Consider the following 13,773-nt stretch of genomic DNA (forward strand, 5'->3'; position numbering starts at 1 on the left):
TCAGTCCCGGATCCAGTCATAGATGATGAAATAGGTGACGATGGCCGTCACGGTCATCGGGATCCGGTAGTGTGCGAAATACTTAATCGAGAACAGCATGATAACAATCAGCGTCCCATTAAGCAGGTAGCCGCCAACCGGCTTTCCAATTAAAAGCAATAGCATAGGAAAAAGCAGCACGAGGGGTACCGCTACAACCGAAGCACTCACAATCACACGGAGTTCCTGATACTGCGGATGTGTTTTGTCTGCCCGGATGTGCTGAGGCAGAAAATAATCGATGATCTGGTAAATGTGCATGATTTTAAAAATCCCGTAATAAAAGTACGCAATTCGGCCAGACCATCAATTATGCCCCCCTATCAATATTTATAAAGTCCCCTTAGTAATGGTCTTATTGCCCTTGGCCAATGCATTTTCCGGCACCAGTGTGGCGCTAAAACTTCCGCTGATGGTCCTGTTTACAGGATCTATGGCAGTAATGCTGATCGTGGCAGTACCTTCAGCACCGGTAGTACTCCAGATCATGGGCGGACCGTAACCCATCCCCATAAACTTTCGCTGGGTGATTTTGATGTTCGATTCTGCCGTTCCCTTGCAAACATAGGTCCCAAGGCCTTTTACATCGTCCAGCAACAGATCCAATCGGTCTACTACTACAAAAGTCCGCACGCTCATAGTACCCGACATCTTCGACATGCTCTGTTGCGTACCTTCGCTATAGGTATACAGATGGAACTTTGAATTGTCGTATTCCGCCCCCACTTTGCTTTTTCTATATTGCTGCAGCCCATCCAGTTCATAAGAGATAAAGTAGGCACTGGCAGGATCTGCATTACTGGAAAAAAGTACCGGACTCAGGCTTTTGGCTTCACCTGCGGCCAGCGTAACCGAAAATCCCGTCGCAGTAAGGGCGGTATAGCCCAATCCCCGGCCTACCGATACAGAATACGTTCCGGCAGGTAAATCCCTGATCAGAAATGCACCTGAAGCATCTATCGTAGCATCGTACCGCTGGTTGGTCTCCACACTGTAAGCAGCAGCTGCTGCACCTGGACCGGCCGGACTGATGGTACCTGAAATACTGCCTGTTCCCTTCATCGCCGGAATTGATGGATGCCCCTGGTAATTAAAATTGATAACTTTGGCAGTCCCGGCAGTGATCTGGATGGGTACAGTGATGGGGATCAGGGTAGTTTGTTCGAGCTGAATGCTGATCTGATAGTTTCCCGGTGGCAGGGCAGTCAACTGATACTGCCCCTTCGCGTCCGGTTTTACTGAGAAAGCGCGATCTGTTTCCGTATTTTTTAGTGTAAGCGTAAAGGAGCTGTAAGCAAATGCCGGGAATATAAAGCCAGCAATGGTGCCCGTTCCAGGTACAATTACCGGCGGATTGACCGTCGGATTGCCCGATCCATCCTTTTGCGGCGTCAGCACCGTATCCGGCTTAGCCTCAGCTTCTGCTTCCGGGACGTTTTTGCTGCATGCTGCCATAACGGTAATGGCAATCAGCAATAGGTAGTAGTAAGGTCTTTTCATGTGAGCTATATTTCAGCACAAATCTAAAGACCGCAGAAACAGCACACAATCCCGCAAATTGGGGGATTTTTAAAGGATGACGGCCACAAATGAATCCCGAATCAAGAATTTTGCTGGTTACAACCAGCAAAAACATATTGATTTTGTACATCACAACCAGCAATTTGCCTTAGACATCTACCGTGTAGAAGCGGATCTGAGCAGACGCGTAATCAGCTATACGCTTGCTGGATTATCATTCAGAGAATACCTTGCCTTTACAGAAAACATGGTTTTTGATCCTATTGACCTAAAAGAAATCACAACCAATCACAGAGAAATAAGCCTCAGCGTCCTCGAAAAGATTCAACCCCTTTCTCCTTTTTACAATTATCTAAAGAATGGATATTTACCTACAACCGTGAAAGTCTTTATGAATACGTTTACCAACTCCGGGATGCCAAACTATTGAACATCCTGTCTGCAGAGGGAAAAGGCATCTCCAGACTCCAAAAACCCGACAAGATCTTTTTAGAGAACACCAACTTAGCTTATGCAATAGATCCTAATCCAGACAAAGGGAATATGAGAGATGGAGACTTCTTTATCTCGGGTCTGACCATAGAGGCGGGGGGTAAGTCAAAAACAGGCAAACAAGTTCAGCATACAGGAAATTATCTGGTAGCAGCTGACGACATTGAAACAGGCCTCGGCACTAAAGTTCCGCTCTGGTTATTCAGCTTTCTTTATTAAAGAAAAAACTGCCGAAGGAGCCGATTCGATGAATTCCTTGATCGCTCCAACACCCCATCTTCCTTCAGAAAAATGTAAGCAACAACAAAAGTTCCTTTGTAAAAGTGTAATATATAACAAAAGTTCCTTCGAATTTATGTAATTTTGAATCTGATACTAAAAGCTATGCATAGAATCGAGATTGAAGATTTATTAAAGTGGAAGCATAAATCCAACCGTAAACCACTGATTATTAGAGGTGCTAGGCAAGTAGGAAAAACCTGGTTAATGAAAACTTTTGGAAAACAGGAATATGAGCAAACTGTCTATATCAATTTTGAAAGCAATAAACTGCTTAAAGGTGTTTTCGAAGAAGATTTCAATACCAAAAGAATCCTTACTGCTTTACAGATCGAAACCGGAATAACGATACAACCAGAAAACACATTAATCATTTTCGACGAAATCCAGGAAGCACCGGGAGCGCTCACCTCTCTAAAATATTTTTACGAAAACTCACCCGAATTACATATCATTTCTGCGGGATCACTTCTTGGCGTAGCATTGAACAGACATACCTCCTTCCCAGTCGGGAAAGTAGAATTCCTGGATCTTTATCCACTAAATTTTATAGAATTTCTCATCGCCAAAGGTCAGGGAGACTTGGTGAATCTTTTAAGGAATAGCGATTGGAGCCTCATAAAGGTCTATAAAAACAGGTACATCGAACTACTAAGGCAATACTATTACATCGGCGGAATGCCCGAAGCCGTCCTCAGCTTCGTACTGGAGGAAAATTTTACTGAGGTGAGGGCTATACAAAAACGCATTTTAGAGGCTTATGAGCAAGATTTCTCTAAACATGCTCCCCATGAAATTGTACCAAGAATCCGGATGCTTTGGAATTCCATCCCGGCGCAACTGGCGAAAGAAAACAAAAAATTCATCTACGGGATCATCAAAGAAGGTGCCCGGGCCAAAGAATATGAAATGGCCATGTCCTGGTTAATTGATTGTGGCTTGGTACACAAAGTATATCGTGCAAGTAAGCCTGCCATGCCCTTGAAAGCCTACGAAGATCATAGCGCTTTTAAATTGTTCCTGTTAGATGTCGGCTTGCTGGCAGCGATGGGTGATATTGACGTCACCACACTCCTGGAAGGAAACGCCATATTTCAGGAATTTAAAGGTGCGCTTACAGAACAATATGTGCTTCAACAATTAAAGACCAACAAAGCAGTCATTACCTACTACTGGTCCGCGGAAAATGCTACCGCAGAGATCGATTTCCTCATACAGCATTCAGGCAATATCATTCCTATAGAAGTGAAGGCAGAGGAAAACCTCCGGGCCAAAAGCCTGAAGAGTTTTGTAGATAAATACGCCCCCGGCCTTGCAATCAGGACTTCAATGTCCGACTTTAGAAAAGAAGAATGGTTGACCAATATCCCCCTCTATGCACTTTCTGAATTGCTACAACAATGATTCTAATTGCTTGCGCGCACACTGGGTTAAGTCTTCAGACTTAACCAAACCCATGTCAAAGGCAACGATTAACCATGAAAAACGGAAATGGCATTTCCGTTTTTCATGGTTAATCAGTAAATCTGAGCTATGATTAAACGTGAAATACAAAAAGAAGTAGCAACTCTGCTGGATGTATTTCCAGCTATCGCGTTATTAGGTCCAAGGCAAGTGGGCAAAACTACGCTTACACGTGAACTCTTAAAAGACACTCCACACTGAGCTAAGTCTTCAGACTTAGGCCAAAGCAAACTGACGTGTTTTTTTTTGCAAAAATAAAGGTTGTCTTTTGATTTTATAAAGGCTAACTTTACTTTTACAAGAGATAAAACAATGCAAACTACACCTCGATTCATCACCAATAAATTAACTAATGCATTAAAGATAAGCCCAGTAGTATTCTTAAATGGTGCCAGACAATCCGGAAAAAGTACCCTTGTGCAAAGTCGCACGGAAGAAATTTGGCCGGGAGGCGGATTGGTAAACTACGTCACATTTGACCGTCCGACACAAATGGCAGCTGCGAGTGCAGCGCCCGAAGCTTTCCTTTCGGCTTTTGATGGCCACCTGATCATCGACGAGGTACAAATGGTGCCGGAACTTTTCCGAACACTAAAAGTTGTGGTCGACGAACTGCGGATCAGCGACAAAGCCAACATAAACGGTAAGTACCTACTTACTGGTTCTGCAAACATTCTTGCTTTACCAAAATTAGCTGATCCATTGGTCGGCCGGATGACCATACTGACGCTATACCCATTTTGTACGGCGGAAAGCTCCGGAGGAAAGGGAGATGGCCTTGAGCGCTTGCTCAAAATGGACTTTTCAGGAATTGATAATCGCGGGCTCAACTTAATTGATGCCATTAAAATCGCCAGCTACCCGGAAACGGCAACTATGGACACCAGCTCCCGCAACATCTGGTTTGACGGATATGTCAGCACCATACTTCAACGTGACGTCAAACTTCTGGCAGATCTCGAAAAAATCTCAGTACTGCCAAACTTACTCAGAATATTAGCTTCACGTGCCGGTAACCTGATTAACGATGCAGACATTGCCAGGGATGCGGGGCTCAATGCCGTAACCGGAAAGTTCTACCGCAACATCCTAAAAATGATGTTCTTAAATTTTGACGTAGAACCCTGGTTTAGAAACATCAATAAAAGACTGGTGAAATCTGCTAAAAATTACCTATCCGACACCATGATGCTTTGCTATATGCTCGACCTGAATTTGGAAGACATCTATAAAAACAAACCTGACTTATTTGGACATGTACTCGAAAATTACGTCGCAACTGAACTCACCAAGCTATTGAGTTTTAGCGAAACCAAAGCCAAACTATTCCACATGAGAACCAGCGATGGCAAAGAAGTAGACTTTTTATTGGAACAACCCGACGGCTCTGTATTTGCCATCGAAGTTAAAAAATCCGACTCCGTAGACATTCATGATTTCAAGGGGATAAAACTGCTGGCAGAAATGATACCCGAACACTTTACCGGAGGTGTAGTGCTATATTCAGGAAAAGAAGCCGTTCCTTTTGGTAAAAACCTCTGGGCAGTACCATACCACATACTTTGGCAATAATCTTCCCGCATAAAACCTAACCCAGTCACTAAATCCTTATCTTCATCTTATGAAATTTGAGAAACATTTTCCGGATGAAAAACTGAGACCTTACATTAAATATTTTGTGATCTCGGAGCATGAACAGGAAAAGCGCTGTTCAATCAAACGATTTTTTACAATTAGAGGTCGCAGGAAGATGGCAATTTTGCATCATGACCTTAAAATAAAAAGCAATGAAAACAAATCAGGAAAAAATCTTTACAGCAGTACAAATCCAATCGGCACACAGCAAAGTAAAATCAGGAGCAGACTTCCCTGCTTACATCAAAGCGATTAAAGAACTGGGCGTTACCCACTATGAAGCCTATGTAGCCGACGGACACATTGACTATCACGGCGCAGATCATCATACCGCAACAACACCTGCGAAATATGAAACGCTGACCATTGCCGATACTGCAAAAATCGAAACATTTAAAGCAGAACTGCTTGCCCACCAACAAGGGAAAACGGACTACCTGACTTTCATAAAAATGTGTGCAACATGCGGAATTGAAAAATGGGAAATCTGCATGGAACAAATGACCTGTACTTATTTCGATAAAACGGGAAATGAAATTTTGATTGAAAAAATCCCCGGAGCATAATCGCTCCGGGGATCCAGTACGTATTGAACCTGGGCCTATTTAACCAATTTCAACAAATACTGACCATAGCCGCTTTTCACCAAAGGTGTAGCGATTTTTTTCAGCTGTTCCGCATCGATGAAACCCATGCGGTAAGCAACTTCTTCGATGGCGCCGATCTTCAGACCCTGACGCTCTTCGATCACCTGTACAAACTGACCAGCCTGCATCAATGAATTGAACGTACCGGTATCCAACCAAGCCGTACCACGGCTCAGCACACCTACTTTAAGTTTACCCTGCTCCAGGTATACTTTGTTCACATCCGTGATCTCGTATTCCCCGCGAGGCGAAGGCTGTATATTTTTGGCAATTTCCACTACCGAGTTGTCATAGAAATACAGTCCTGGAACCGCATAATCAGATTTAGGACTGGCGGGTTTCTCTTCAATAGAGATCGCTTTCTTATTTGCATCAAATTCTACTACACCATAGCGTTCCGGATCAGACACCTGGTAAGCAAATACCACGCCTCCCTCAGGATCTGCACTGTCCTGAAGCAATTTAGACATCCCTTCACCATAGAAGATATTGTCGCCCAGCACCAGGGCTACTTTATCATCACCGATGAAATCAGCACCGATCACAAAAGCCTGCGCCAGACCATTTGGCAGTTCCTGTACGGCGTAAGAAAACTTACAGCCCAGGCTGCTGCCATCGCCCAATAGCTTCTCAAAATTGGGAAGGTCATGAGGGGTAGAAATGATCAGGATCTCATTGATCCCCGCCAGCATTAAAGTCGACAGCGGATAATAGATCATTGGTTTATCATAAACCGGCATCATTTGTTTACTCATGGCCAGCGTCAAGGGATGCAACCTTGTTCCGCTACCGCCTGCTAAAATAATTCCTTTCATATCGTTAATTTTTTTAAACGTTTTTATTAAGCTAAGTCTGAAGACTTAGCCTATTGTAAACCTTTACTAGGCTAAGTCTTCAGACTTAGCTTTTATCTCCCCAATACACTTTACTAAACTATCTCTCCAGTACGGCACTTCAATACCAAACGTACTTTTGATCTTGCTTTTATCCATTACTGAAAACTTCGGTCTCATGGCTTTCGTAGGATAAGCAGAAGTCGGGATTGGCCCAACCTTTACCTCTACCCCACCAATCTCAAAAATCGCTTTCGCAAAATCATACCAGGAAACTGAGCCCTCATTACTATAATGGTAGACACCATAGGCAGCATTATCAGCCGCAATGATGTCCAGAATGGCTCCGGCCAAGTCTATCGCATAAGTTGGCGAACCGATCTGATCCGCAATCACCCCCAAAGAATCCCGCTCAGCACCTAGCCTCAACATCGTCTTCACAAAGTTGTTGGCAAACTCAGAATACAACCAACTTGTACGGATGATATAATGTTCCGGCAAAGTATCGATAATATCTATTTCACCTTCCAGCTTCGTCAAACCATATACACTGATGGGTTCAGCAAGGTCATCCTCTTTCAGCAGTTCAACGATATCCCCCTGGAAAACAAAATCCGTAGAGACGTGGATCAGCTTAGCACTATGCGCCTTACAAACCGAAGCCACATTCAAGGCACCAGTTTTGTTCACCAGTCTGCAAGTATCTACCTCGTCTTCCGCTTTATCTACTGCTGTGTAGGCAGCGCAGTTGATCACATAGTCCGGTTGCTCAGCAGCAAACAGGTTATGTAAACCTTCCAGGTTCAGGATATTCCCTGTAACCTCATCCGGAAAAATCAGCCCTTCGATATTTCTTTTGGCAGCTACAGCTTTCAGGCATTGCCCCAACTGTCCACCTGCACCAAGTATTAATGTCTTCATCATAATTATTTAAAAAACGGCAATACCGCATCCTTCTCTGAGATGTTCTCATCACCTGCAGGAATGCCCCAGTCGATGCCCAAAGTTGGGTCATTGTACCTGATGCCCCCTTCAGACTCCTTATTATAACCGTTGTCACATTTGTAAGCAAACACTGCCGTTTCGCTCAGTACCGAAAAGCCATGCGCAAAGCCACGGGGGATGTACAGCTGCAGGTTATTTTCCGCAGTCAGTTCCACAGAAACCCATTGACCATAAGTCTCCGAACCTTCGCGCACATCTACTGCCACATCCAGCACACGCCCTTCAATCACGCGTACCAGTTTCGCCTGGGCATGCTCCCCTTTCTGCAAATGCAGGCCACGGACCACGCCATAGGTAGAAGCACTTTGGTTGTCCTGAACAAAATGTCCCGAAGCTCCCGTCAATGCCTCAAATTTAGGTTGATTGAAGCTCTCAAAAAAATACCCACGAGCATCCTTGAATACTGTGGGTTCTATAATAAAACAGCCTTTCAGCTTAGTTTCGGTAACTTTCATCTATTGTCTCTAGTAATGGAAGCTAAAGATACAAGAATCTTTAATAATCAACCAATGCGATGACGTTGTTGAGACATGAACCTATCATCTGTTAAAATTTTACTCCCGAAAAAGTTAATGCGTTATTGTGAATTGAAATGGCTGCCCCTTCCTAATAGGATAACCATCTAATAGCAAAGCAGGTTCCGCGATAATGGAATAGACTATGGGCTGAAAGCTAAAAGGAGGGTTAAATCCTCTGGGTAAGTCAAATGCTACATATCTGATATCCGCAAACCAATCACCGTTTACAATAGACGTATTATTGAGACTGACTTGGGGAGTATAAGATATGATATTACCATTTGGCAGGCTCATGCTACGATCTAATGATCTAATAGCCCGACCGCGAGATCCGTCTGGATTCATCAAATAATAATAAATAACTACGGAGGCATTGCTTCCGCTATTGGTTGGAATGGATACTTTCCCTGTCACACGCATAAACCTGTCATTGAAAGATATCTGAGGATGTGTAATACTATTCATATGGTTTACGCTTGTTAAGTAAAGGTCCAGTCCATTTACACGGTCAGTATTATCTATTGAACTTTTCTCGCTATATACTACAGTATTTACTGGTGTATTGTTGCTGGATGATGGAATAATGATCCAGGACTGGGGTACTACAGAGTTATAGATATTATAACTAATCCAGCCGTATCCCTGGTCCCCCCACTGTGTACCCCAAGAATTTATAAACTTGAAAGCGCCAACACTATCATCATACCCCACAAGAAGCAATGCATGGTTCATCTGTCCGTCTATATTACCCACGCTACTCCATATATGAGGTGACGATCTCTGTTGAGAAAAACCTCTATCGAAGTATGTCAAATCCGTCCTTGCGTTTATGATTACAGGATGCCCCTTGGCCAATTGATCCTTCGCATCAAGGATCGGATTCATCATTTGCCCTAGCCTCCTAAAAGATTTAATCTTGTAATTAGCAGCCTCATTGCGGGCATTTTGTGATGGCGATTGAAGGTAGTTGACATATCCCATAGTTGCCATCGTGGCCACACCTTGTTCTTTTATCAGGGAAAGTGCGTCTTCATAGTTACTTCCTTGATCTTGACTTCTATTAATTTGATTATATACATAACTTGGCGAAAATAAATTACCAAAATTCAGCCCACCTGACGACGTGAAATATGACCAGTTGGGATTCTCGGTCTTGGCATAATATCCGTGGGCGGCATATGCAATTGCCCAAGCTACACAGGAATTTTGTGGCGACTGATTACCGACGGGCGGCATCCTTGAAGATAAATCCACGCTAGACGGTAATTTATCTGCAGTTGTACTGGGTAGATTGCCGGGAAACCCCGCATAAGCAGATGCATCCATGGAACGCAACCCGGTATAAATTTGCTGCGCACGTAGTTCACCGACTAATAAAATAAATATGAAAAGCAGGAATCTCGATCTTACTTTGAGAGAAGTTCTATTAGATATGGTATAATGCATAACTTCGTATTTAACAACCAGTTAAAGCTACCCCACCTGCACACAAAAAAAAATACCCACTTTCGGGTATTTTTACAATATTTTTAACTCAAAATATCATTAGTTTACACTAATACGCATTCTCTTCACCCCTAACCGCATTGATCACCGTCATGAACACAATCTGCACATCCAACATCACCGTCCAGTTCTCCATGTACCAGATGTCATGCTCCACACGTTTCTCCATTGAGCCGTCCTCTTTGGTCTCCCCCCTGAACCCGTTCACTTGTGCCCAGCCAGTAATGCCCGGCTTCACAAAATGACGCACCATGAACTTCTCTATGATGGCACGGTATTCTTCCGTATGGCTCAGCATGTGCGGCCTTGGGCCTACTACACTCATATCGCCCATAAACACATTAAAGAACTGCGGCATTTCATCCAAACTGCTTTTACGCAGAAATGCACCGATCTTAGTAATGCGGGAATCGCCTTTCGTCGCCTGCACCTTATCGCTGTCTTTATTGACCGTCATGCTCCTAAACTTCAGGCACCAGAAAGGTTCGTCGTTGCGGCCACTTCTCAGTTGCTTGAACAATACCGGCCCAGGACTCTGCAATTTGATTAAAATGGCAATGATCGGATACAGCCAGCTCAGCACAAAAAGGATTACCAGACTGCTAAAGACCAAGTCAAAGGCCCGCTTCTTGAAACGTCCACTCATGTTTTCCAGCGGATCTTTACGCAGGGCGATCACCGGAAACTCACCACCCAAATAACTAATGGTATAGGGTGTAGCCAGTGAACCTGCAAAATCCGGAACAAATTTTACACGCAGCAATTGCTTATCAGCCTCCTGTACCAGTCGAGGAATACTTCCCAACCTGTTTGGCGATACAGACACATACATATCCACTACACCTGCAGCTGCTGCGGCTTTCATTTCAGAGACCACCAGATCGGAAAGCTGTCCGCTCAGGTCACTCTTATTTTCCTCATCATAATTGATGAAACCATAAAATTGCAAGTGTTTCTGGTTGCGCACATAAGCGGCCAGGCGTTTACCCGTACGGTTATTGCCCAATACGGCAATCTTCTTTTTTACATAGAAACGCTTGATGAAGGTCAACTGGATTACCGTTCCAATGAAACGTGTCGTGATAAAGATAACCGACAAAATCCCATAAAAATAAAGGATAAAGCTCCTGGGAAAATCCACATTCTTGGTAAACAAGATATAGATACAAAACAGGATGAAATGCAAAATCGTGGTACGGGCCGTACCACGATAAAAGTTTTGCAGTCTTTTGGAGGTAAACTCCGAATATACATCGAAGAGCGCAGCGCCAAACAACCACAGCAGGTTACCTACTATGATGTACTGACGGTTAGGCTCCAGGCCACTAATGGAAAAAGAAAGTAAATATACCAGGTTGAGCAGCAGTATGTCTACTACCGGCACCACATACCTGATCAAATACAATAAGCGCGTCTGCATATTTTTAGAACTATTTCTTATCCAAGATTAAGCCCAAAGATTCTCAGGATACGCCCCTTCTGCTACTAATTTTTTCAATTCTTCTTTCACCACAGGCGCATCTTCTTTAAAAGTTACACCAAACCATTTCGCCTTCGTTGGAATCATTTTGATCTCTCCGTTACCAGAGTTGATGCAGATGTCTGCTACTTCCGGAATCAGAAATTCCGCTTTCAAATCTGTCGTCAGATTAGCATCCAAAAACTTGCCATATTCCCCTTCAGACCAGTTTACAAAAGCTGGTGTAAAGCAGAAGAAGTTCATGCTCACTTTAGTATCCAAAGGCAATTCTTTTTCAGTATCTCCTTCTTCGGTGATGGCTTTGCCTTCTCTTTTGAAGATCGACTTGCGTTCAATGATACCTGTTACGTTGCCAGACTCATTCGTGCTGATCTCACCACGCGTTACCGAACCATTATCACTCAAAGTGTTTTTCAGTTCGTAGCCTAAGCTTGCATATTTACCATCGGCCACATCAGTAGTCAGGAAAGCATAAGCCAATTCGAAAGCTTCCAAACCATAGAAATCATCTGCATTGATTACTGCAAATGGGCCATCCAGCGCCTCTTTAGTACAAAGCAAGGCATGTTGCGTTCCAAAAGGTTTCACACGTTCCGCTGGGATCTCGCGACCTCCACTAAAACGCTCAGGACTCTGATATACATAGTCCAGTTCAATTTTGCCTGCTAATTTTGGCTCAATCGCTGCTTTGAAAGCTTCAGCGAACTCTTCGCGGATGATGAAGATCACCTTACCAAAACCAGCTTTAATGGCATCATAGATCGAATATTCCATGATGGTCTCGCCAGAAGGGCCAAACGATTCTGTTTGCTTGTTTCCACCGTACCTGCTGGCCATTCCGGCTGCCAGGATCACAAGAGAGGGTTTCTTTGTCGACATTTCTTTATTTTATTTATTTAACTCCAATTGAGGTTACTTTAAATCCTATTGCCCTGAGCTTTTCTGCGTCAAGGATATTACGGCCATCAAAAACCTTAGCCGGTTTCAGCATGCTGTCGTAAATGCGCTGCCAATCGTATTCCTTAAACTCATCCCATTCTGTGAGTACGGCAATCGCATGTGCATTTTCACAAGCTGCATATGGGTCTTCAAAAACATTTACAAACTCCCTGTTTTGCTCAGGTTTACGAGTCGCCAGGTAATCCAGATCGGCTAGGATCTGCGGTTCTTTTACCTTAGGATCGTAGACCTGAATATTGGCTTCTTCGTTCAGCAGTTCATCTGCTACATAGATTGCAGCCGACTCACGCGTATCATTCGTATCCTTTTTGAATGCCCAGCCCAGAAAAGCAATCTTCTTGCCAGAAACGGTATTGTACAGGTCTTTTACGATATTTAAAGCAAAACGTTTCTTCTGGTGGTCGTTCATGATGATCACCTGCTCCCAATAGTCTGCCACTTCCTGCAGGCCAAATGAACGGGAAATATACACCAGGTTTAATATGTCTTTCTGGAAACATGATCCCCCAAAACCTACAGAAGCTTTTAAGAATTTAGGACCAATGCGGCTGTCTGTACCAATGGCCCTTGCCACTTCGTTTACATTCGCTTCCGTTTTTTCGCAGAGCTCAGAAATGGAGTTGATCGAAGAAATCCTTTGTGCCAGGTAAGCGTTTGCTACGAGTTTAGACAATTCAGAAGACCAAAGATTGGTCGTCAGGATACGCTCTCTCGGGATCCAGTGCGCATAGATGTCTACCAATGCCTGAATCGCCTCTTTACCTTCTTCCGTCTGGTCGCCACCGATCAATACACGGTCAGGCGCTAAAAGATCTTCTACCGCGGTACCTTCTGCCAGGAACTCCGGGTTGGAAAGAATTTGGAAATTGACACCAGTACCAGTGTTCAGTAAGATATCTTTCACCGCTTCAGCAGTACGTACCGGAAGCGTAGATTTTTCTACTATAATTTTATCTGTTTTAGAAACGCGGGCAATTTGGCGTGCGCAAAGCTCTATCCATTTCAGATCGGCGCCCATTCCTTTTCCAGCACCATAAGTTTTGGTTGGGGTATTTACAGAAATGAATACCATGTCAGCTTCCTCTATTGCCTGATCTACATTGGTAGAGAAGAAGAGATTTCTTCCTCTTGCTTCTGCAACAACATCACTTAGACCCGGCTCATATACCGGAATATTTTCTGTATTTTCATCATTCCAAGCCGCAATGCGCGCCTCATTTAAATCCACAACGGTCACCTTTATTTCTGGGCATTGCTTCGCAATTACAGCCATGGTAGGGCCACCCACATATCCGGCACCGATGCAACAAATACTGCTAATTTTCTTCATTTCAATATGTTATAGGGTTAGAACGTACAATTTAGCATTAATACCGCAAATTCTAATATTACTA

The 13,773-nt window shown here is 43.7% G+C and carries 14 protein-coding genes; 5 read left to right on the top strand and 9 right to left on the bottom strand.

Annotated elements, in window-relative coordinates; genetic code table 11:
• The gene (locus WAE59_RS19175; protein WP_337857594.1) at nucleotides 1-300 is read right to left on the bottom strand and encodes a hypothetical protein; all 300 of its coding nucleotides are present in this window, start codon (nucleotides 298-300) and stop codon (nucleotides 1-3) included.
• 69 nt (nucleotides 301-369) lie between these two features.
• On the bottom strand, nucleotides 370-1,539 hold the full coding sequence (locus tag WAE59_RS19180; RefSeq protein WP_337857595.1) for a carboxypeptidase-like regulatory domain-containing protein: 1,170 nt from the start codon (nucleotides 1,537-1,539) through the stop codon (nucleotides 370-372).
• A 76-nt stretch (nucleotides 1,540-1,615) separates the two neighbouring features.
• Here WAE59_RS19180 and WAE59_RS19185 point away from each other — a divergent pair, with 76 nt between their 5' ends.
• The 5 genes from WAE59_RS19185 to WAE59_RS19205 all read left to right on the top strand — a co-directional run bounded on the left by WAE59_RS19185 (nucleotide 1,616) and on the right by WAE59_RS19205 (nucleotide 5,996).
• Nucleotides 1,616-1,990, top strand: coding sequence for a hypothetical protein (locus tag WAE59_RS19185; RefSeq protein WP_337857596.1), 375 nt, complete (start codon nucleotides 1,616-1,618; stop codon nucleotides 1,988-1,990).
• Nucleotides 1,987-2,271, top strand: a complete 285-nt coding sequence (locus WAE59_RS19190) for a hypothetical protein (RefSeq protein WP_337857597.1) — start codon at nucleotides 1,987-1,989, stop codon at nucleotides 2,269-2,271. Before WAE59_RS19185 ends, WAE59_RS19190 begins: the two co-directional genes overlap by 4 nt.
• Before the next feature lie 267 nt (nucleotides 2,272-2,538).
• Complete coding sequence (locus WAE59_RS19195; RefSeq protein ID WP_337857598.1) at nucleotides 2,539-3,735, top strand: ATP-binding protein; 1,197 nt, start codon at nucleotides 2,539-2,541, stop codon at nucleotides 3,733-3,735.
• Between the two features lie 372 nt (nucleotides 3,736-4,107).
• Nucleotides 4,108-5,367 (top strand): ATP-binding protein, encoded by a 1,260-nt coding sequence (locus WAE59_RS19200; protein WP_337857599.1) that lies wholly within the window; start codon nucleotides 4,108-4,110, stop codon nucleotides 5,365-5,367.
• A gap of 215 nt (nucleotides 5,368-5,582) precedes the next feature.
• Nucleotides 5,583-5,996 carry a DUF1398 domain-containing protein gene (locus tag WAE59_RS19205; protein WP_337857600.1) on the top strand — a complete coding sequence of 138 codons (414 nt, stop codon included), beginning with the start codon at nucleotides 5,583-5,585 and terminating at the stop codon, nucleotides 5,994-5,996.
• Nucleotides 5,997-6,031: 35 nt separating this feature from the next.
• On the opposite strand, the gene rfbA is transcribed toward WAE59_RS19205, so the two are convergent.
• The 7 genes from rfbA to WAE59_RS19240 form a co-directional block, all read right to left on the bottom strand.
• Nucleotides 6,032-6,892 (bottom strand): glucose-1-phosphate thymidylyltransferase RfbA, encoded by an 861-nt coding sequence (gene rfbA, locus WAE59_RS19210; RefSeq protein ID WP_337857601.1) that lies wholly within the window; start codon nucleotides 6,890-6,892, stop codon nucleotides 6,032-6,034.
• Nucleotides 6,893-6,958: 66 nt separating this feature from the next.
• Nucleotides 6,959-7,834: a dTDP-4-dehydrorhamnose reductase gene (gene rfbD, locus WAE59_RS19215; protein WP_337857602.1), complete on the bottom strand. Its 876-nt coding sequence runs from the start codon at nucleotides 7,832-7,834 to the stop codon at nucleotides 6,959-6,961.
• Nucleotides 7,835-7,836: 2 nt separating this feature from the next.
• Nucleotides 7,837-8,370 (bottom strand): dTDP-4-dehydrorhamnose 3,5-epimerase, encoded by a 534-nt coding sequence (rfbC, locus tag WAE59_RS19220; RefSeq protein ID WP_337857603.1) that lies wholly within the window; start codon nucleotides 8,368-8,370, stop codon nucleotides 7,837-7,839.
• A 114-nt stretch (nucleotides 8,371-8,484) separates the two neighbouring features.
• Complete coding sequence (locus WAE59_RS19225; RefSeq protein ID WP_337857604.1) at nucleotides 8,485-9,879, bottom strand: C1 family peptidase; 1,395 nt, start codon at nucleotides 9,877-9,879, stop codon at nucleotides 8,485-8,487.
• Between the two features lie 109 nt (nucleotides 9,880-9,988).
• On the bottom strand, nucleotides 9,989-11,359 hold the full coding sequence (locus tag WAE59_RS19230) for an undecaprenyl-phosphate glucose phosphotransferase (RefSeq protein ID WP_337857605.1): 1,371 nt from the start codon (nucleotides 11,357-11,359) through the stop codon (nucleotides 9,989-9,991).
• 27 nt (nucleotides 11,360-11,386) lie between these two features.
• The gene (locus WAE59_RS19235) at nucleotides 11,387-12,298 is read right to left on the bottom strand and encodes a nucleotidyltransferase family protein (RefSeq protein ID WP_337857606.1); all 912 of its coding nucleotides are present in this window, start codon (nucleotides 12,296-12,298) and stop codon (nucleotides 11,387-11,389) included.
• Nucleotides 12,299-12,311: 13 nt separating this feature from the next.
• Complete coding sequence (locus tag WAE59_RS19240) at nucleotides 12,312-13,709, bottom strand: UDP-glucose 6-dehydrogenase (protein ID WP_337857607.1); 1,398 nt, start codon at nucleotides 13,707-13,709, stop codon at nucleotides 12,312-12,314.
• Between the last annotated feature and the right edge of the window lie 64 nt (nucleotides 13,710-13,773).

It is taken from the genome of Pedobacter sp. GR22-6 (assembly GCF_037402555.1).
GTDB lineage: Bacteria > Bacteroidota > Bacteroidia > Sphingobacteriales > Sphingobacteriaceae > Pedobacter.